General features: G+C 70.5%; 18 protein-coding genes. 8 read left to right on the top strand and 10 right to left on the bottom strand.

Annotated features, from left to right (window positions below; genetic code table 11):
- The first annotated feature begins 62 nt into the window (after positions 1-62).
- From I4I78_RS05605 to I4I78_RS33345, 3 genes are all read left to right on the top strand, one after another.
- Positions 63-902 (top strand): enoyl-CoA hydratase/isomerase family protein, encoded by an 840-nt coding sequence (locus I4I78_RS05605; protein ID WP_218610112.1) that lies wholly within the window; start codon positions 63-65, stop codon positions 900-902.
- Positions 903-921: 19 nt separating this feature from the next.
- Positions 922-2091, top strand: a complete 1170-nt coding sequence (locus I4I78_RS05600) for an LLM class flavin-dependent oxidoreductase (protein ID WP_218610111.1) — start codon at positions 922-924, stop codon at positions 2089-2091.
- 509 nt (positions 2092-2600) lie between these two features.
- The gene (locus I4I78_RS33345; protein ID WP_255567078.1) at positions 2601-2729 is read left to right on the top strand and encodes a hypothetical protein; all 129 of its coding nucleotides are present in this window, start codon (positions 2601-2603) and stop codon (positions 2727-2729) included.
- Positions 2730-2752: 23 nt separating this feature from the next.
- Here I4I78_RS33345 and I4I78_RS05595 read toward each other — a convergent pair whose 3' ends face one another.
- From I4I78_RS05595 to I4I78_RS05555, 9 genes are all read right to left on the bottom strand, one after another.
- Positions 2753-3307: a cupin domain-containing protein gene (locus tag I4I78_RS05595; RefSeq protein ID WP_218610110.1), complete on the bottom strand. Its 555-nt coding sequence runs from the start codon at positions 3305-3307 to the stop codon at positions 2753-2755.
- 83 nt (positions 3308-3390) lie between these two features.
- Positions 3391-4233: a mycofactocin-coupled SDR family oxidoreductase gene (locus I4I78_RS05590; RefSeq protein ID WP_218610109.1), complete on the bottom strand. Its 843-nt coding sequence runs from the start codon at positions 4231-4233 to the stop codon at positions 3391-3393.
- A 35-nt stretch (positions 4234-4268) separates the two neighbouring features.
- On the bottom strand, positions 4269-5207 hold the full coding sequence (locus tag I4I78_RS05585) for an NADP-dependent oxidoreductase (protein ID WP_218610108.1): 939 nt from the start codon (positions 5205-5207) through the stop codon (positions 4269-4271).
- Between the two features lie 63 nt (positions 5208-5270).
- Positions 5271-5690, bottom strand: coding sequence for a Zn-ribbon domain-containing OB-fold protein (locus I4I78_RS05580; RefSeq protein WP_218610107.1), 420 nt, complete (start codon positions 5688-5690; stop codon positions 5271-5273).
- Complete coding sequence (locus I4I78_RS05575) at positions 5687-6874, bottom strand: thiolase family protein (RefSeq protein ID WP_218610106.1); 1188 nt, start codon at positions 6872-6874, stop codon at positions 5687-5689. The genes I4I78_RS05580 and I4I78_RS05575 overlap by 4 nt, the downstream gene beginning before the upstream one ends.
- Positions 6867-7352 carry a MaoC/PaaZ C-terminal domain-containing protein gene (locus I4I78_RS05570; RefSeq protein WP_218610105.1) on the bottom strand — a complete coding sequence of 162 codons (486 nt, stop codon included), beginning with the start codon at positions 7350-7352 and terminating at the stop codon, positions 6867-6869. Before I4I78_RS05570 ends, I4I78_RS05575 begins: the two co-directional genes overlap by 8 nt.
- A gap of 36 nt (positions 7353-7388) precedes the next feature.
- The gene (locus I4I78_RS05565; RefSeq protein ID WP_218610104.1) at positions 7389-8147 is read right to left on the bottom strand and encodes an enoyl-CoA hydratase/isomerase family protein; all 759 of its coding nucleotides are present in this window, start codon (positions 8145-8147) and stop codon (positions 7389-7391) included.
- Positions 8148-8233: 86 nt separating this feature from the next.
- The gene (locus I4I78_RS05560) at positions 8234-8854 is read right to left on the bottom strand and encodes a TetR/AcrR family transcriptional regulator (RefSeq protein WP_218610103.1); all 621 of its coding nucleotides are present in this window, start codon (positions 8852-8854) and stop codon (positions 8234-8236) included.
- 103 nt (positions 8855-8957) lie between these two features.
- Positions 8958-10100: a CdaR family transcriptional regulator gene (locus I4I78_RS05555; protein WP_218610102.1), complete on the bottom strand. Its 1143-nt coding sequence runs from the start codon at positions 10098-10100 to the stop codon at positions 8958-8960.
- An 89-nt stretch (positions 10101-10189) separates the two neighbouring features.
- Here I4I78_RS05555 and I4I78_RS05550 point away from each other — a divergent pair, with 89 nt between their 5' ends.
- Positions 10190-11785 (top strand): class I adenylate-forming enzyme family protein, encoded by a 1596-nt coding sequence (locus I4I78_RS05550; protein ID WP_218610101.1) that lies wholly within the window; start codon positions 10190-10192, stop codon positions 11783-11785.
- On the opposite strand, the gene I4I78_RS05545 is transcribed toward I4I78_RS05550, so the two are convergent.
- On the bottom strand, positions 11740-13419 hold the full coding sequence (locus I4I78_RS05545) for a class I adenylate-forming enzyme family protein (RefSeq protein WP_218610100.1): 1680 nt from the start codon (positions 13417-13419) through the stop codon (positions 11740-11742). The genes I4I78_RS05550 and I4I78_RS05545 overlap by 46 nt on opposite strands.
- A 425-nt stretch (positions 13420-13844) precedes the next feature.
- Here I4I78_RS05545 and I4I78_RS05540 point away from each other — a divergent pair, with 425 nt between their 5' ends.
- From I4I78_RS05540 to I4I78_RS05525, 4 genes are read left to right on the top strand one after another with little or no spacing between them, the layout of a single operon-like run.
- Positions 13845-15041 carry a CaiB/BaiF CoA-transferase family protein gene (locus tag I4I78_RS05540; protein WP_218610099.1) on the top strand — a complete coding sequence of 399 codons (1197 nt, stop codon included), beginning with the start codon at positions 13845-13847 and terminating at the stop codon, positions 15039-15041.
- 38 nt (positions 15042-15079) lie between these two features.
- A complete protein-coding gene (locus tag I4I78_RS05535; RefSeq protein ID WP_218610098.1) occupies positions 15080-16111 on the top strand; it encodes an extracellular solute-binding protein in 1032 nt (343 codons plus the stop codon).
- On the top strand, positions 16111-17262 hold the full coding sequence (locus I4I78_RS05530) for an ABC transporter ATP-binding protein (protein ID WP_218610097.1): 1152 nt from the start codon (positions 16111-16113) through the stop codon (positions 17260-17262). The genes I4I78_RS05535 and I4I78_RS05530 overlap by 1 nt, the downstream gene beginning before the upstream one ends.
- The gene (locus I4I78_RS05525) at positions 17259-18908 is read left to right on the top strand and encodes an iron ABC transporter permease (RefSeq protein WP_218610096.1); all 1650 of its coding nucleotides are present in this window, start codon (positions 17259-17261) and stop codon (positions 18906-18908) included. Before I4I78_RS05530 ends, I4I78_RS05525 begins: the two co-directional genes overlap by 4 nt.
- The last annotated feature ends 20 nt before the right edge of the window (positions 18909-18928 follow it).

The following is an 18928-nucleotide window of genomic DNA, read 5'->3' as shown; positions in this document are numbered from 1 at the left end:
AACGGCGGCTGGATGGGTGGCGGGTACGCCGTCACCGTCGCCACCGTGCTCGAGGCGCTGCGATGACCGATCCCAGCTACCGCAAGCGTGTGGACCTGGAGACCCTCTACTACGAGTTCCCGGAGGAGGGCGTCGCCGTCCTCACCCTGAACCGGCCGGACTTCGGCAACGGCGTGGTCCCCGAGCTGGCGGGCGACCTGCTGTCGGCACTCGACGATCTGGAGGGCGACGGCGACATCCGCGCCCTCGTGCTGACCGGCGCCGGCAAGCAGTTCTGCGCCGGTGCCGACATCAAGGCCATGCAGGAGTACCTGCGGGACGTCCAGCCCGTGACGCACGAGCCGTACAACGCCCGCGTCCTGTACCCCGTCACCCAGCGGGTCGCGGCGAGCAGGTTGCCGATCGTCGCGGCGATCAACGGTGGCGCAACGGCGGGCGGTCTCGACTTCGCGATGGCCTGCGACATCCGCATCGCCTCCACCCGGGCCAAGCTCGGCGAGACCTACGTCAAGCTGGGACTGCCGCCGGGCAACGGCGGCGCCTACTTCCTGCCCCGGCTCGTCGGGTCCGGCATGGCCGCGGAGCTGTTCCTCACCGGGGACGTCATCGACGCCGCGCGCGCCCTCGAGATCGGGCTCGTCAACCGCGTCGTCGAACCGGAGCAGCTGCTCGACGAAGCCGTCGCGCTGGCCGCCAGGATCGCGACCCGCCCGTGGCGTGCCGTCGAGGCGACGAAGCAGGCACTGCGGGCCACCTGGGGACAGGACCTCCAGACCGCCATCACCTCCGGCTACTGGGCCGTCGCGGCCCTCCAGCACTCGGACGAGATCCGGGAGGGGGTCGCGGCCGCGATCGAGAAACGCGCGCCGCGCTACAACCGACCCGCCACCGAGCGGCCCTGAGCCGCAGCGAAGGACGATCATGTCGCAGCAACGCCCATTGAAGTTCGGTGTCTTCGTGCCCCCGCAGAACGTGGTGGGACTGAGCCCGACGCTGGCGATCCGACGGACCATCGAGCTGGCCGAGCACCTCGACCAGCTGGGGTTCGACGAGATCTGGTTCGGCGAGCACCACAGTGGTGGCGCGGAGCTGGTCGCCTCCCCGGAGCTGCTGATCGCGGCTGCCGCCGAGCGCACCCGGCGCATCAGGCTCGGCACCGGTGTCATCTCGCTGCCGTACCACCACCCGTTCCAGGTGGCGGACCGGATCGTCCAGCTCACCCACATGACGCGTGGCCGGGTGATGTTCGGTGCCGGCCCGGGCCAGCTGCCGACCGACGCCACGATGTTCGGGCTCGAAGCGACCCAGCTCCGGCCGCGGATGGAGGAGGCCCTGGACATCATCCTCCGCCTGCTCGCCGGCGAGACCGTGAGTCACAAGGCCGACTGGCTGACCCTGCAGGACGCGGTCCTGCAGCTCGGGCCCTTCCGCGGAGAGCTCGACGTCTCGGTGGTCGGCACCGTGTCGCCGTCCGGGCCGAAGCTCGCGGGCCGACACGGGCTCGGTCTCCTCTCGCTCGCCGCGACCGACCCGACCGGCAATGACCAGCTTCCGGTGCACTGGGACATCATGAACGAGGAGGCCGCCCGCACCGGCCACACGATCGACCGGTCGAAGTGGCGGTTGATGGGGCCGATGCACGTCGCCGAGTCCGAGGCTGCGGCCGTCGAACAGTGCCGGTACGGGCTGCGGTGGCAGTACGAGTACCTCTCCCACATCTCGCCTTCGGCGATCGAGGTTCCCGAGACCACGGAGGGGCTCGTCGAGGTGCTCAACGGCACCGGTCGGGCCTCGATCGGCACGCCGGACATGGCGGCGGCGCAGATCCAGCGCCTGCTCGACCGTTCGGGCGGCTTCGGCACCTACCTGTTCCAGGGCGTCGACTTCGCGAACTGGCGGGACACCCTGCGCAGCTACGAGCTGTTCGCCGAGGAGGTCATCCCGCGCTTCGACGGCACACTGACCCCGGCCCTGAAGTCCTACGAGCACGTCCTCTCGAAGAGCGACTCCAACCGGTCCGCCACCGCCGCAGCCCGCGTCGCCGCGGGCGAGCAGTGGAAGCGGGAGCGGGAAGCGACCGCCGGCTCCTAGGCCGACCCCCTCGAGATCTACCGAGCCGTGTCGTGCGGGGCGAAGAGCCCGCACGACACGGCATTTCCCGCCCGGGAGGTTCTCCCCTCGCTCGATTCCGGTGTTGGAGCGACCGGTCGCCACCCATATGATCCCGCTATCGGCGTCTTCCATGGTCAACGGGACTCCAGTGCTGCCGGTAGCCGGGGGTCCGACGTGTAGTCGGGGGTTCCGACGGCTGCCGGTCCCTCGTCCGGCAGCGCTGTTGTCACGGTGACCATGACGAGGGCATGGGATATCCCCGGATTGGATCCACGCCTGCGGAGTGCGAACGACGTGGGGTCGCTTTCGCTCCCTATGCGGTGATCACTGGTTCCGTGCCGAGGGGCGGTGCCGCACCCACCGGAGGGCTCCTTCTACCACGGTGTCGTTCAACGCCTCTGAGCTCGTCCTGGACGCCAAGCAGCTGATCGGCTCGGCCTGGGGGCGCCCGTCCACTCGGCCCGCGACTTCCCCCGCTATGCCGACCTGTGGCGGGCAGGAAGCTGGATCTCGAGGGCCTCATCACCGAGCGGATCGACCTCGCCGGAGCACCTGGCGCGATGGAGGCATTGAACTCCGGCGCGGACATCTCCCGCCAGGTCATCGTGCTGGGCTGACGAGGTGGCGGCCGATCGTCGGGTCAGTGCTCGATCTTGTACGGGCCGAAGCGGGCCTCGTCCTGGCGGGCCCCGATGAACACGAGCAGCATGGTGGCCTGAGTGTTGCCCGTGTTGACCCAGGAGTGCTTCTCGCCGCAGTGCACGATGCTGTCGCCCTTGTGCAACGTGGTGCTGGCGCCTTCGTCGAGGTAGAGGGTGAACTCGCCCTCGATCACGTACTCGAGATCCACGGTCGCCGTGTAGTGCCACCCGTCAGGGCTGGCCACCGCGTCCTCGAGGCCGGGGGCGAGGCGGGCACTCTCGGCGATGGCGGCGTCGAGGTCGTCGGGAACCGTCATCGCGCCCTGGGGCGGGTAGCTGAAGACGGTGAAGCGGTAGCCCTCCGGCGCCGCCGGGAAGTACCGCCGCGACTCGTCGTGGCTCCCGTCGTTCGGGACGGTGGGGATCGCGTCCTCGCCGAAGAGGTCGATGAGCGTGGCCCCGCCGAGCACCGGTGGCCGGACGCCCGGGACCTCGGTGTCGCTGATCACGATCGACTTCCCGGCGTCGTCGATCCCGGTGATCACTCGTCGCATGCTGTCCACATTGGCTCCTCGGGTCCTGCTGGGCCGGCCGGAGCACGGCGCAGTCGTGTCGTGCCATGGCGAGTCGGGCTCGTTCAGCCGCCCGCGACGAGGTTGAAGCCGGCGTCGACCGACAACGACACGCCGGTGACGTACCGCCCCGAGTCGGCGGCGAGGTACAGCACGGCGTTGCTGATGTCGATGGGATCGACGGCGTCGACCGGGAGCGCGTTCGCCATGACCTTCAGCAGGTCGGGGTCCCGCTCGATGCGGCCGCCGAGGATCTCGTTCTCCGCCATCGGTGTGTGGACGCCGGTGGGGTGCACGGTGTTGAACCGGATCGAGTGCGGGGCGTAGTCCTTGGCGTAGCCGCGCATCACCCCGGTCAGCCCGTGCTTGGCCGCGGTGTACGCGGTCAGGCCGAGGTCGTTGTAGGTCGAGCCCTTGAGTCCTGCGGTCGAACTGGTGATGATGATCGCCCCGCCGCGTCCCTGCTCGACCAGGATCGGGAGCGTCGCCTCGATCGTGTGGAACGCACCCGTCAGGTTGACATCGACCGTGTCCTTCCAGATCGCCGCCCGCACCGCAGGATCGGTGGGCTGCGCGTCGGGATGGATGGCGAAGATGGCAGCGTTCGCCGAGACGATATCGAGCCCTCCCAGCTCGGCGACACCCGCGGACACCGCAGCCTTGAGCTGCGGGAGATCGCGGACGTCCGCCTGCCTGGTGACAATCCGCCGGTCCAGTGCCTCGACCTGCCGCTGGGTTTCGGCGAGGTCTTCTGGCGACGATAGCGGGAAGGACACCGACTCGATCTGCGCGCAGATGTCCACCGCGATGATGTCGGCGCCTTCCTGCGCGAGCCGGAGGGCATGCGAGCGGCCCTGCCCTCGCGCCGCGCCGGTGATGAGGGCGACCTTGCCGTCGAGCTGTCCCATTGTTCTCCTCTTTCTCTGGTGTGGTGCTGCCCGGGTCAGAACGTGATGACCGGTCGGCCGCGTAAGCCGCCCCGGCCGAGCATCCGGTGGGCGTCACCGGCCTGCTCCGGGGCGAGAACCTGTGCGACGCGGGGGGTCAGGACTCCACGGGCCGCCAGCTCGCCCACCTCGGCCACCGCCTCGGCCTTCTCCAGGTCGTCGATGACGAACACTCGATCGATCACGATTCCGCGCTCGGTGGCGCCGGTGAAGGGCATGAGGGTCACGACGTGTCCCTCGTCCCGGGCCGCGGCCAGCATGGACTGGCCCAGCTTTGCGGCGTCGATGATCCCGTCGACCCCGCCGCGGGTCTCGTCCCGGACGATCCGGGCGGCGTCGTCGCCACGCGCGACGAACAGGTCGGCGCCCATCGCCTCGACCGTCTCGCGGTCCGCATCGCTCGCGACCGCGACGACGTTGAGCCCGCGCGCTTTCGCCTGCTGCACGGACATGCCACCGATGGCGCCGGCCGCGCCGAACACGGCGATCGTGTCACCGGGTCCGAGCGCCAGCGTTGATAGAGCACTGTGGACGGTCAGCCCGTTCATCGGGAGTGTGCAGGCGTCCTCGTCGCTCATTCCCTCCGGCGTCGCCACGAGCGATGCCGCCGGGAGCGCCACGAGCGCCGCCTGTGCCCCGCCGGCCGGACGCCACGGCGACACGGCGCCCATCACCCGGTCGCCCGGGTGTAACGCGGTGACGCCCTCGCCCACCTGGTCGACCACTCCGGCAAGGTCCATGCCCGGGATGTACGGGCCTGGCAGGTCACCCAGGAACGCCTGCTGCGCACCGCTCCTGAGCAATGCATCCGTGGGGTTGACCGCGGCCGCGGCCACCTGCACCCGCACCTGGCCGGGACCGGGTACCGGCGGTTCCACCTCGGCGACCGCGAGAACCTCGGGCCCGCCGAAAGCGGAGATCACCACCGCACGCATCAGGATCTCCTCTTGGCCGTGGCCTACCCACCGACGGGAACCCGCCCGGTCGCAGAATGTGAACTACGCAGGCAGCCCGAACCAGGGCACCGGGCGCTCGGCCATCTCGTCCGCGTCGGCTGCGCGGAAGACGACCTCGCCGTCGAGCTCGTACTGACCCCAGTCACCCTCGGCGTCCGGCCAGAGCCGGGCCAGGAACTGCACGTCGCCCTCGAGCTTGATGATCCCGACGGCGTAGGGCAGCTGGTCCTCGAACCCGGACGGGGACCCCACCCGGTGCACCGCGAAGCTGTGCAGGATGCCCGTGGTCGCCCCCGGCGTGAAACTGAGGTCGTCCTCGTAGCAGAACGGACAGAGGTGCCGCGGGTACATGATGTCGCGGTTGCATGCCTTGCAGTGCTGGACGACGAATTCGCCGCGGCGCAGGGCCTCGCGGTACGGCTCGGTCAGTGCGTCCATGCCGATGTCGTTCGAGCTGCTCATGCCGAGACCCCTTCCAGCAGCAGGACCTGCGAGTCCATGTACGTTCCGCCCGATCCACCGCAGACCGCGCGGGTTGCGCCCTCGACCTGGCGCTCCGGCCCGGCGCGCCCGAGGAGCTGACGCACGCCCTCGGTGAGCAGCGCCGTTCCGCCGCCGACGCCGGTGTGGCCCGCGGACAGCAGGCCGCCGTTCGTGTTGGTGGGCAGCCGGCCACCCGGTGAGAACTCACCGCGGGCGAACATCCGGGCCGCCTCGCCCTTCGGCGCCAGCCCGAGGCCCTCGATGCCGCTGGTCAGCACGGCGGCGTAGGAGTCGTAGATCTCGGCGATGTCGGCGTCCTCGGGGCCCCAGCCCGCCGCCTCGTAGGCAGCGGGCCCGGCGATCTCCCAGCCGAGCTTCCCGACCTCGCGCTCCTGGCCGATGCTGTAGTGCGACACGCATCCGCCCTCGCCCGCGATCCGCACGACGCGGTCCTTGCCGAGCTTGCGTGCGTTCCCGCGGCTGGTGAGGACGAGTGCGCACGCGCCGTCGGCCAGCATCGGGCACTCGAAGGCACGGATCGGGTCCGTGACCATCTTTGAGCCGAGAACCTGCTCGACCGTGAGCTTCTTGTCCTTGTACATCGCGTTCGGGTTGAGGTTCGCCCAGTCCCGGAGCGCGACGCAGACCGAGGCCATGTCCGCGGGGGTGGAGCCGCTCTCGTGCATGTAGCGCTGCTGGATCAGCGCGCCGACCGCGTTGAAACTCACTCCCGACTGCTTCTCCCACTCCCGCGGGATGCCGTTCGCGGTCAACATGTCGATCATTTCCTTGACCGGCGCCGACCCCCACTTCTCGGCCTGCAGCACGAGGACGTTCTTCGCCTGCCCGCTCTCGATCAGGCCCGCCGCGGTCCGGATCGTGTTGTCGCTCGTCGACCCACCGGAGTGGACCATGTACTGCGCCTTGACCTTCTTGTTCAGCCCCAGTTCCTCCACCACCCGCGAGAACACCAGGTCGGCCTGGTCGGCGGGGGAGTGCAGGCAGGGGATGAGCAGGATGGTGTCGATCTCACCCATCGTCAGATCCGCGTCCTTGACGGCGGCGGCCCCGACGCGGACAAGATCGCCCATGAACGGCCGGTTGGGGTATCGGCCCGACGGCTGTTCGCCGAAGCCGATGAAGACGGGCTCGGTGTCACTCACTCTTGTCCTCCTGCGTCTCGCGATGGGCGCGGAGAACCATGCGGAACCGCATGACCTCCTCGTCCTTCTGATTGATCACGGTGTAGTCGATGTGCAAGGTCCCGTAGTGGGGCTTGCGGCCGGGGACGGTCTCGGTGACCTCGGCGCGGACGTGCACGGTGTCCCCGGGCCGTACGGGGGCCAGGGCCCGCAGGCCCTGACACTCGACGAAGGCGACGATGGCGTCGCCCAGGAAGCCGGACAACCCCACCAGCCCCACGGCGAAGCCATAGGTCAGCGGTCCGTGTGCGATCCGGCCGCCGAACGGCGTGGAGCGGCAGAACTCCTCGTCGGTATGCAGCGGGTAATGATCGCCGGTCAGCCCGGCGAAGGTGGTGATGTCGCCGATGTCGACGGTCCGGCCCGCGGTGATCACCGTGTCGCCGACCGCGAAGTCGTCGAAGGTGTGCCGCAGCCGGTTGAAGGTCTGCTCGCTCAACGTGCTCTCCGGGATGGATGTCGGGTAAAGGGCCGCTCAGAGGGACAGAGCGGCCAGGGCCTCGTGAGTGAGGCCGAGCGCCTGCTGTTCGTGGATGAGCCGCTTGATCTCGCGGGTCAGGAGGACCCGGGAGTAGCGGGCGCCGAGCGCCGGCTTGGCGGCGATCCTGGCGGCGATCTCGCGGGCGCGGGGCAGGACCTGCTCGGGCGGCAGTACCTCGTTGACCACGCCGAACTCGAGCGCCTTCTGTGCGTCGAGGGTCTGCTCGGTGAGCAGGAAGTAGCGGCCCCGCTGCGGTCCGAGCACGTGCATCCAGCACGTGTGCGCGCCGTCGCCGGGCACGATCCCGTTCGCGAAGTGGGGGCTGTCGCCGAACACCGTGGTGCTCGCCGCGATGGTGATGTCCGACAGCACCGGGATCTCGGCGTGCACCGTCACGGGGCCGTTGATCGCGGCGATCACCGGGACGTCGATGCCCATCAGGTTCTGGAGGAGCCGCTGCCCCTCGAAGATGATCTGCGACCAGTCCGTTGCGGTGCTGAGGTTGAACGTCGAGAAGTCGATCTCCGAGCAGAACGAGTCGCCCGCCCCGGCCAGCACGACGGCCCTGTTCTCGACGTCGCAGGCGATGTCGGTGAAGGCGTAGGCGAGCTCGTCGTGGGCCTGCGCGGTCCAGACGAGACTTTTGCCCTCGGAGTGCACGGTCACCTCGAGCACGCCGGCGTCGTCGCGCTCGAGGCGGATGTTGTCGTACTTCGTCGCGTAGTCGTCGAACGACGGAGCGATCAGCGCCATTGGGGTCGCCCTTCTGGTTGAACAATCGTTTGTTATTAACCTAGCAGCATGGTCCGGCGGGACACAAGAAGTCCTACCGGGGACGCTCAGGCGCGCCGGTGCAGCCCTCTGAGCAGGGAGGCTGTGAGCGAATCGGCGATCTGGTCCGGGCTGGCCGGGCCCTCGGCGGAGTACCACTCCGGAGTCCAGTTCAGAGCGCCCAGGACGCCGAGGACGGTCACCTTGATGTCGAGGCCGGCGTCGAACTCCCCGTCGGCCACGCCGGCGCGGACGGTGTGGCTGAAGAACTCCTCGTAGTGTCGGCGCTTGGTCCGCAGCCGGCTGCGATGCGGCTCGTCGAGAAAGCGCCACTGGTGGAAGACGACCAGGGTCCGCTGGGGGTTCTCCGCGACGATGCGCAGGTGCTCCCGGATGACGGCCTGCAGGGCGTCCGCGGCGGGTAGGGCCTGTTCCTCGACGCGGTCCGCAGCGGCGTTGAACCGGTCGACGCCGCTCTCGATGATCTCCAGGAGCACCGCGTCCTTGCTGTGGATGTGGGCGTAGAGGCTCCCGGGCAGGATGCCGACGGCCTTGGCGATGTCGCGCATCGTCGTGCCGGTGTAGCCGCGTTCGCCGAACAGCCGCGTCGCCGCGTCGAAGATCAGTTCGCGCGGGGCGGTGCGTCCGGAGGTCGCGTGGGGCTGCGCCGGACTCGGCTCGAGGGTCATGGGGCTCCGCTCTCCTGTCGGCTGTCTCCGCCCGGCCGGAGTCGGGCGGCCCATGTTAAACAATCGTTTGTATGTTGGGGTAGTCGAGAAGGTCCGGTACGGGTCATCCGGGCTGGATGCTCGCGTATTCGAGTGCCCACCAGACCTCGACGAGCACGTCCGTGTCGGCCAGGTCGGCGCCGGTGAGTTCGGCGAAACGGGCCAGACGGTAACGGACGGTGTTCTCGTGGACGGACAGCGTCCGGGCCGTCGAGGCCACCGAGCGGCGCTGGCGTAGCCAGACCGTCAGGGTGTCGAGGACGTCGGTGTGGCCGGCGCCCCGCTCGAGGAGATGGCTGAGGTAACGGCGGTGCAGGAGTTCGCCCAGCTCGGCCTGCTGTTCCACCGCCACCCGCACCGACAGCGACGAGCTGTCCACCAGCCCGGTCCGCCCGTACCGCAGCGCGACGGTGAGGACGCGTGTGGCCTCCGCGAACGCGGACGGCACGGCGGAGAGGTCCACCGGTCCGGCGACCGCGACCAGAGCCCCGTCGAGCGGGCGGGGTGACGCGGTGGCGATGCCGGCCACGTCCTCGTCGAGTGGGGCGATGAGGGAGCGGCGGCCGTCGCCCGCCCCGAGTTCGAGGTGTCGGGCCAGCCGCAGCGAATCGCTCCCCGCCCGATGGTCACGGCCACGGACGACCCAGTACCGGGATCCGGGCAGGACGCCGTGCACCGCGCCGCCGGTGGCCAGTTCGGCAGGATCGAGACCGCCGGTGAGCAGGCGTTGCAGAAGCGCGATCCGATGCCGCTCGTCGCGCCGGGCGGCATCGATCTCGACCTGCTGCCGAGCGGAGACGAGGACGCTGGAGAAGCGGTCCGTGAGGTCCCAGAGCCGGGTCGTCCCTGCCAGGACGGTCGCGGTGTCCGCGCCGGTCGCGGTGGCTTCCTCGATGAACGCGTCCCGCAGCACCGCGAGCACGGCCCGGTAGGCCTCGACCACGCTGTCGGAAGGAATGCCCTGTAGTGCTCGTCGTTGCCCGGACGCCCGCTCGTCCTCCTCCACCTCGGCGAGCAGGTCCGTGCGGCCGAGCGTCGCCAGGACACGGGCGACGTTGCGATGGCAGGAACGCCGCAGGTCGTCCTCGGGAACCCGGCGGTACTCCGCGTTCTCCCGCAGCACGGCGAGCTGACGCTCGACGAGCTCGCCGAACCGCTCCTCCAGTCGGGAGGCGACGTCCTCGAGCAGCTCGGCTGAAGCAGTCATCTCGACCCTTGGAAATATTCTGAAACGCAGCGGCTAGGTCTGTGGCTTCTCCATATCATGCCGCGAGGCCTCGTTCTAGCGTCTCCGGCATGAGCGAAGCAACGGCGCCGCCGGCTGCATCCGGCACGATGGTCTCCCCGGACGGCGCGTCGCCGACCGCGGCCCAGGTCCTCTGGGCGACCGCGGCCAGGTCGCCGCACCGGAACTGCGTCACCGACCTCGACTCGACCGACCGCACGGGCCCCGTGACGTACGCGGCCCTGGTCGAGCGGGTCGCTGCGATTGCCGGGGGACTCCGGGACGCCGGGCCGCAGGTCGGTGACCGGGTCGCACTTCTCCTGCACAACGGGCACGCCTACGTCGAGACCTATCTCGCCGCGAGTGCAGCCGGGCTGGTCGTGGTGCCACTGAACACCCGGCTCGTCCGGGAGGACTACCTGCACATGCTGGCCGATTCGGGGAGCCGTCTGCTCGTGACGTCGGCCGAGTTCCTGGGCCGGGTGCCCGAACTGCGCGCGGTCGAGGGCCTGAGGGTGCTCGACGCCGACGACGGGGCCGTCGACGATCTCGCCCGGCGTGGCACCCCGATCGACGAGCCGGTGGCGAGCGACCCGGAGTCCCCCGCCAGCTTGATGTACACCAGCGGGACGACCGGTGCTCCGAAGGCCGTGGTCCTCACCCACCGCTCCTGGGCGCGGGTCTCCGATCGCACCGACGAGGTTCTCGCCTTCGGCGACGACGAGGTGATCCTGCACGTCGCCCCTCTCACTCACGGCGCAGGGTTCCTGCTCCTGCCGACCCTGGGTCGCGGCGGACACAACCTCCTGTGCCGCAGCTACGACGCCGGCCGGACGGTGTCCCTGATCGACGGGCACGGCGTCTCCGGGATGTTCCTCGTCCCGTCGATGGTCCGGATGCTGCTCGATGCCCTGCCCGAAGGATGGACGCCTCCCGACACCCTGCGGCGGATCTACTACGCCGGCTCCCCGATCGACGCCGCCACCCTGCGCGAGGGCACCGACCGCTTCGCGGCACGGATGATCCAGTCCTTCGCCCAGATGGAGTCGCCGATGTTCTTCACGGTGCTCGACGCCGAGGACCACCGCCGCGCCCTGGCCGACCCGGAGTCGCCGCTGGTGCGCTCGGCCGGCCGGGTGCTGCCGGGCGTCGAGCTCCGGATCGCCGACGACGACGGCGCGACGCTCCCGCCCGAAGAGGACGGCGAGATCTTCGCTCGCGCGCCGCAGACGATGTCGGGCTACTGGAACCGGCCCGAGGCCACTGCGGCGACCTTGACGGAGGGATGGCTCCACACCGGCGACATCGGTCATCTCACCGAGGACGGCCATCTCTACATCGTCGACCGTAAGAAGGACATGATCGTCACCGGCGGATCCAACGTGTACGCACGGGAGGTCGAGGACATCCTCGGCACGTTGCCGCAGGTCGCCGACGCCGCCGTGATCGGTCTGCCGGACCGGATCTGGGGCGAGGCCGTGACGGCCGTCGTCGTGCCGACGCCGGAAGCGGGCGCGGAAGCGCGTGACGACTCCGTGATCATCACCGCGTGCCGGGAGAGGCTGGCGGGCTACCGTGTGCCCAAGCGGGTGATCTGGGTCGACGAGCTGCCCCGCAACGCCTACGGCAAGGTGCTGAAGCGCGCGCTGCGGGAGCGGTTCGGCTGAGACGGGCGATCTTCTCCCAGTCGGGCCGACGCGCGCTGGGTGAGCAGGTGCTTGCGCACCTTTCCGGTCGAGGTCCTCGGCAGCTCGTCGGCCCCGCAGTACAGCACCGCCGCCGGCACCTTGAAACGGGCGAGCCGGGTGCTGCAATGCTCTGCCAGGTCCTCCTCGGTCGGCGGTGCCGCGTCGTCACGGGGGACCACCCACGCGCACCCGATCTCGCCCATCCGCTCGTCCGGGACACCCACCACGTAGGCGTCGGCCACCCCCGGGTGTGACGCGAGGACCTGCTCGACCTCGACGGGCATCACGATCTCCCCGCCGCAGCGGTACGCGTCGGTGATCCGTCCGGCGAGGACGAGGTAGCCCTGCTCGTCGATCATTCCGAGATCCCCGGTGCGGAGCCGGCCGTCGGCGGTGAAGGCCGCGGCGGTCTCGGCGGGCTTGTTGTAGTAGCCGCGTGTGAGCGCCACGCCGCGAACGACCAGCTCGCCGACCTCGCCGGGCGGCAGGGTCGCGCCGGTGGCGGGGTCGAGCGCCGTGTACTCCGCGATCAGGCCTGCGAGCGCGGGGTCCCCGGCGATTCCCGCCGGCTTCGGTGCGCCGTTGGTCGAGATCAGCCGCTCCGTCGGATCCCCGGGACGCGTGCACACGGTGGACGCCGTGGTCTCGGTCTGACCGTAGGCCGTGAAGACCTCGGCGGCACCGAGGACGTCGCGCATCTCGGCCCACATGGGGGAGCGGTGCGGTCCGCCGGAGGAGAAGACGGTGTGCAGCGTCGCGAGGTCGTAACGTCCCGGCCGCGCCTCCGCGATGAGGTCCGCGGTCATCGAGGGGATGCAGATCAGCTCGTCGATCCTGTGACGGCCCACGTCGTTCAGGGTCTGCGTGGCGTCGAACGTGCTGTGGACGCGGATGGCACCACCGACGAAGAGTGCGGCCAGCAACCCCTCGACGTAGCCGAACACGTGATGCAGCGGCAGCGCGAAGAGCAGCCGCCAGCCGTCGTCGAAGGCGCGCGCGAGCGCGCTGGAGTAGGCCGTGCGGAGGAGCCCGTCGTGGGTGAGCTGAACTCCTTTCGGTGTGCCCGTCGTGCCGGAGGTGTAGAGGATGTCCGACACGGCCCGAGGATCCACCGGGTCCGTCCGCCCGGGAGGGTGGCTCTCGAGCCGGGCGAAGGGCACCCCGCGCGACGGCGGTCCCGAGGCGCCGAGGACCACGACGTCGCGCAACTGCGGAAGGTGGCCCTCTCCTGCACGGCCTTCCGGTCGCCGGTCCCAGCCGGGCGCGATGTGGTCGAGGCCGTCGAGGTAGTCGACGCTCCGGAACCGGTCGGCCGTCACCAGGAGCCGCGCGTCGGACTGGGCGAGGACGTAGCGCAGCTCCTCGTGACGGAGCTGGGTGTTGACCGAGACCGTGACGGCTCCGACCCGCGCGAGTGCGAACCGCAGCGCGACGGTCTCGTGACGGTTCGGCAGGTCGACGGCGACGTGGTCTCCCGCTCGCACGCCGATCGCCGCCAGACCGGCCGCCAGCCGGCTCGACCACCTCGACATCCGGGCGTAGGTGATCGGGGTCCCGTCCTCGAGGAGGAGTGGCCGGGACGGATGGGCGGATGCGACGTCGTCGAGGAGCATCGCGGTGGTACGAGGTATCCAGGCGGGGTGTCGGGCTTCGAGGGCGGAACGGCGCTCCGTCGCAGGTCGTCGGGTACTCCTGCCCATTCTCGACGGCCTCTTTCCTGCCGGCTGCGGTGCCGGCGGAGGTCACTCGTGCTGTCGCCCGGACAGTGGGCGCCCACCGGCAGGACGTACCTCGAACCGCCCGACGCCGGAATCCTACGGGCGCTCGGAAACAATCGTTTGTTGTAGGCGAGCGTAGAAGTTTCCGCGGCAGCGTGTCAACGCTCCAGGCCGTCCGGGACGGACTGCCGGGCCTCGCAGCGCCGTAGAAAACAAATGTTTGCTTATGTCTTTCCCGCGTCGTAGCGTGCGGATCGCCCGGAACTACCGGGTCCAAGCAGGAAGCGGCGCCCCTGTGGGGTGGAAGGCGGGCCCGAGTGGTGAGCAGCGCTGATACGTACAAGGGCGTCCGGGTCCTCGAGCTGACGACCACCATCGCCGGGCCCTACAGCGCGATGATCCTGGCCGATCTCGGCGCCGAGGTGATCAAGGTGGAGCGCCCGGGCGGTGGCGACGACGCGCGGAGCATGCCCCCCCACCGGATCACCGGCGCGGAGTCGGAGAGCGCGGTCTTCCACGCGGTGAACGGCAACAAGCGGAGCATCGTGCTGGACCTGAAGGACCCGGCGGGCCGGGAGGCATTCCTCCGTCTCGCCGAGACGGCGGACGTCGTCGTGCAGAGCTATCGACCCGGTGCGGCGGACAAGCTCGGGCTGGGGTGGGCGGACGTGCACGGGCGTAACCCGCGGGCGGTCTACTGCTCGGTCTCCGCCTTCGGCGCCTCCGGCGCTGCCGCGGGCCTGCCCGGATACGACCCGCTGATCCAGGCCTTCACCGGGATGATGAGCATGACCGGGCAGCCGGGTGGAGCACCGGTCCGCGTCGCGCCGTCGCTCACGGACCTCACCACCGGCATGTGGGCCGCCATGGCGATCATGGCGGCTCTGCGCCGCCGGGATCTCACCGGCGTCGGGGAGCACGTCGAGGCGACGCTCGTCGACAGCGGCTACGCGCTGCTCTGCCACCAGATCATCGGTATGTACGCGACGGGGAAGACACCCGGCCCGCTGGGCTCGGCGTCGCCGATCACCGCGCCCTACGAGTGCTTCGAGACCGACGACGGCTGGGTGATGATCGCCGCGGGCAACGACGGCCTGTTCCGCAGACTGTGCCGAGCCCTCGGCGTACCCGAGCTGCTCGTGGACGAGCGGTTCGCCGGCTCGGCCGCCCGGGTACGCAACCGGGAGGTACTGCACGAGATCATCCAGGCCTGCGTCGGAACCTTCACCACCGAGCGCTGCCTCTCGGTGCTCCGTGAGGCCGCGATCCCGGTCGGCCCGGTGCACGACCTCCGGGAGGCGGTCGACCACCCGGTCGCAGTGGACCGCGGGACCGTCCTCGAGGCGGAGCAGGCCGCAGGGGAGCCTCCCGCCCTGCCGATGGTGCGGCTGCCCATCGACGACCCCGGGACCGCCCGGGGGCGTCCCCCTCGGCTCGGTGAGCACTCCGAGGGCGTCCTCCGGGAGAGCGGGTTCTCCGACGAGGAGATCGCGAAGCTCCTCGACATCACCAGCTGAACGGGACACCACCGGCTGAACGGAAGGAGGCGGTCGCGATGAGGCGACTGCTCAAGGGCCTCGGGATCATCACCGCGGCCGCGCTTCTCGGCGCCTGCGGTGCCGCACCCGGGGGCGGCACCGCCGCACCCACACCGATCCCCGCAGGACTGCAACCCGTCTACGAGCAGGCGAAGAACGAGCCGGCGCTGACCTGGTACAGCTCCCAGGACCCCGGCCTCAACGACGCGGTGGTGGCGGCGTTCCAGCAGCAGTACCCCGGGGTGAAGGTCGAGTCCCTGCGGCTCGCGACCGGGCCGCTCGGCACCCGGTACGCGCAGGAGCGCCAAGCCGGCGCCGTCACCGCCGGCCTGGTGACACTGGCGGACCCGAACTTCGTCGACCAGGGCGTCGAGCAGAAATGGTTCGAGAAGTTCGACAAGGCCGCGTTGCCGAACCTGCAGCGGTTGCCCGACCGGTTCTTCACCGACGGTGCCGCGGTGACGGGGGTGAACGTGCTCGGCATCGGCTACAACACCACCGAGGTGCAGAACCCGCCGAAGACCTGGGAGGACGCGCTCGCGCCCGAGTACCGGGGCAAGATCCTCCTGGGCGACCCGCGCAACGTCCCGTCGTACGTGGCGCTGGCGCGGGTGCTCGACGAGAAGGTCGCGCCGGACTTCCTCACCCGGCTCGCGGGGCAGCAGCCGACCGTGGTCGACAGCATGGTCCCGGGAACCCAGCAGCTCGCGGCCGGGGAGGCGGCGCTCGCCTTCCCCGACGTCCGGTCCGTCGTCGCCCCCCTCCAGGACAAGGGTGCGCCGATCGACTTCGTGGTGCCGGAACCGACGACGGGCAACGAGTTCACGACCCTCGTCTCGGCCGGCGGTGCAAGCCCGAACGCCGCGAAGCTGCTCTACGACTTCCTGTTCACCGACGCCGGGCAGGAGGCCTTCAACGGGTCCACCGGATCGTCGCCGATCGGCACCATCGGGCAGACGAAGGCCCTCCCGGCCGGGTACGTCGACCCCGCGATCCGCGAGCTCCCCGCGGTCGAGGACGGCTTGCTCTCCGAGCTGGGGCTGGCCTGATGGCGGCAACCGCCGTGGAGCCCCGCCCCGATGAGGCCGAGCCCCGGGGCGGGGCCCCATCCACGCGCATCGCCGTCCACGGGCTGACGAAGACCTACACGCGGCGGGACGGCACGACCGTGCGCGCCGTCGACGACCTCACCCTCGATGTCGACGCCGGCGAGTTCCTCGTGCTGCTCGGCCCCAGCGGCTGCGGGAAGACGACCCTGCTGCGGTCTCTCGCCGGCCTCGAAGACGTCCAGGCGGGCAGGATCGAGCTCGACGGCCGCCCGGTCGAGGATTCGGCGGCGCGGGTTCGTGTCCCGACCGAACGCCGCGGTCTGTCGATGATGTTCCAGTCCTATGCGCTGTGGCCGCACAAGACCGTCGCGCAGAACGTGGAGTATCCACTCACCACGAGGCGGATCGACCGGCCCGAGCGGGCCGACCGCGTCCGCACGGTGCTCGACGCGGTCGGTGTCGGCGCGCTGGCGGGGCAGTATCCGGGCGCGTTGAGCGGCGGCCAGCAGCAGCGTGTCGCGCTCGCGCGGTCGCTCGTGGCAGGGGACGGGATCGTCCTGTTCGACGAACCCCTGTCCAACGTCGACGCCAGAGTCCGCGAACAACTGCGCGCCGAGATCCGCCGGCTGCACGCCGAGATCGGCTTCACGGCCGTCTACGTCACCCACGACCAGGAGGAGGCCCTCACCCTGGCCACCCGGCTGCTCGTGCTGCGGGAAGGGCGAATCGCGCAGTCGGGATCGCCCGCCGAGGTCTATCTCCGGCCCACCGACGCCGGGGTGGCCCGGTTCATGGGCGCCGGCAACGAGATCAGCGGCGTGGCGCGCGGTGACATCGTCACCTCGGACGCCGGAGATGTCGTCGGCCGGGCCATGCCGGAGATCGCGGAGGGCACCCCCGTGGTCGCCTTCAGCAGGCCCGAGACGTGGTGCTTCGACCCGCCACCCGCTGTGCTCAACCGCTGGACGGGAACCGTGGCGGGCACCGTCTTCCTCGGGTCGGTCTCGGAGCACACGGTCGTCCTGCCGGGAGGTGTGCGGGTCCGGGTACGGACCCTCGGCGCGACCGGGCCAGACGTCGGCGCCGAGGTCGAGGTGGGAGTTCCCGCCGACGCCGTCCGCGTGCTCGCCGCGTCCGGGTCCCCGTCGTGACACGGGTCCGCTCCCCGTTCGCGATCGCGGTCGGGGTCCTCGGGCTACTGACCGTCGTGCTCGTCGGATATCCCCTGGTGCGCACCGTGGGCGGCATCGCGGCCGACGGCCCGACCTTCGGTGCCGCCGCCCTCGACGTGCTGCGATCCTCGAACCTCCTGCCGATGTTGGGAAGCACGGCTCTCGTGCTCGTGGTGAGCACCAGCCTGGCGGTCGTGATCGCGGCGCTCTTCGCCTGGCTGAGCGAGCGCACGACCGCACGACTCGGCTGGCTCGCCGGCGTCCTGCCCGTGGTGTCGCTACTCGTGCCGTCCATCGCGGGCGCGATCGGCTGGGTCCTGCTCGCGTCGCCGAAGGCGGGCTTCGTCAACGTCGCGCTGCGCGAACTGGGCCTGCCGATCGTCCTCGACGTGTTCAGCTGGCCCGGTCTGATCGGTGTCTACACCCTCTACCTCGTTCCCCAGGTCTACCTGCCGGTCTCGGCGGCGTTGTCGGACCTCGACCCGGCGCTGGAGGAGGCTGCCCGTGTCAGCGGGCGCGGGCCCTGGCGCACCCTCGTCGAGGTGACGCTCCCGGTGATCCGGCCCGCGATCCTGTCGGGGGCGCTGCTCGCACTGGTGTACGGGATCGCCTTGTTCAGCGTGCCGCTCATCATCGGTACCCAGGCCCGCATCGACATCCTCAGCGTGGAGATCGTCCGCCTCCTGACCACCGATTTCCCGCCCCGCCTGCCGGAGGCGATCGTGCTCTCGGTCGTCGTGCTGCTCGTCCTGGGCGTGGCCTGGACCGTCAACGCCCGGGTGCTGCGCGGAGGCCGGTTCGCGACCATCGGAGGCCGTTCGTCGGGGGATCGCCGCATCGCCCTCGGGCGTACGGCCACCGTCCTCGCACGGGCGGGGATGGTCGGCTACCTGCTGGTGGCCGCAGTCCTGCCGTTCGGTGCGCTCGTGATCGTCTCGCTACAGGGGTTCTGGTCCGGCCGGCTCACCGGCCCGTTGTCGCTCGAGAACTACGCCGACGTGTTCGGCTCGGCCGGGGCGACCCTCGCCGGATTGCGCAACAGCCTCGTCCTCGGTCTGCTGTGCGCCACCGTCGGGATGGCGGTCGCCCTGCTCCTCGCGTGGCGCATCGGGCGAGGCGGCGGATGGGGGCGGGTGCTCGATGCGACGACGAAGCTGCCGGGCGCGCTGTCCCACGTCGTGATCGCCGTCGCGCTGGTCGCCGCGTTCGCGGGGCCCCCGTTCGCGCTGGGCGGCTCGCTGCTCCTGCTGGTGTTGGCGTACCTCGTGCTCTATCTGCCGCAGGCGACCCTGAGCGCGCAGTCCGCGTTCGCCACGGTGGGGCGCGAGCTCACCGAGGCGTCACTGGTCGCCGGTGAGGGACCGGCCGGCACGCTTCGCCGGATCTCCGCTCCACTCATGACACGCGGGCTGCTCGCCGGCTGGGTGTTCCTGTTCGTCCTGGTGGTCGGCGACATCACGGCCTCGGCGATCCTCGCCAGCACCCGGACGCCGGTCGTCGGGTTCGTGATCCTCGGGCTCTTCCAGAACGGCACCTATCCCACCCTCGCCGCGCTCGGTGCGGTCGTCACGGTCGTGTCGTCGGCGGTGGTCCTGACCGCTCTCGCCATCCGCCGTCGCCGGTGACGGGTGCGGTGGTGGCCCCT

Source organism: Pseudonocardia sp. KRD291 (genome assembly GCF_019263595.1).
Classification (GTDB): Bacteria; Actinomycetota; Actinomycetes; order Mycobacteriales; family Pseudonocardiaceae; genus Pseudonocardia.
The sequence above is the reverse complement of the archived record's forward strand: the minus strand, read 5'-3'. Positions and strand labels throughout refer to the sequence as shown.

Coding starts and splice junctions, on each gene's coding strand:
- I4I78_RS05560 (WP_218610103.1), bottom strand. CDS start 8,854: ATGACCCTCGAGCCGAGTCCGGCGCAGCCCCACGCGACCTCCGGACGC.
- I4I78_RS05530 (WP_218610097.1), top strand. CDS start 16,111: ATGGCGGCAACCGCCGTGGAGCCCCGCCCCGATGAGGCCGAGCCCCGG.
- I4I78_RS05600 (WP_218610111.1), top strand. CDS start 922: ATGTCGCAGCAACGCCCATTGAAGTTCGGTGTCTTCGTGCCCCCGCAG.
- I4I78_RS05535 (WP_218610098.1), top strand. CDS start 15,080: ATGAGGCGACTGCTCAAGGGCCTCGGGATCATCACCGCGGCCGCGCTT.
- I4I78_RS05545 (WP_218610100.1), bottom strand. CDS start 13,419: ATGCTCCTCGACGACGTCGCATCCGCCCATCCGTCCCGGCCACTCCTC.
- I4I78_RS05580 (WP_218610107.1), bottom strand. CDS start 5,690: ATGAGCAGCTCGAACGACATCGGCATGGACGCACTGACCGAGCCGTAC.
- I4I78_RS05585 (WP_218610108.1), bottom strand. CDS start 5,207: ATGCGTGCGGTGGTGATCTCCGCTTTCGGCGGGCCCGAGGTTCTCGCG.
- I4I78_RS05565 (WP_218610104.1), bottom strand. CDS start 8,147: ATGGCGCTGATCGCTCCGTCGTTCGACGACTACGCGACGAAGTACGAC.
- I4I78_RS05595 (WP_218610110.1), bottom strand. CDS start 3,307: ATGCGACGAGTGATCACCGGGATCGACGACGCCGGGAAGTCGATCGTG.
- I4I78_RS05555 (WP_218610102.1), bottom strand. CDS start 10,100: ATGACTGCTTCAGCCGAGCTGCTCGAGGACGTCGCCTCCCGACTGGAG.
- I4I78_RS05550 (WP_218610101.1), top strand. CDS start 10,190: ATGAGCGAAGCAACGGCGCCGCCGGCTGCATCCGGCACGATGGTCTCC.
- I4I78_RS05590 (WP_218610109.1), bottom strand. CDS start 4,233: ATGGGACAGCTCGACGGCAAGGTCGCCCTCATCACCGGCGCGGCGCGA.
- I4I78_RS05605 (WP_218610112.1), top strand. CDS start 63: ATGACCGATCCCAGCTACCGCAAGCGTGTGGACCTGGAGACCCTCTAC.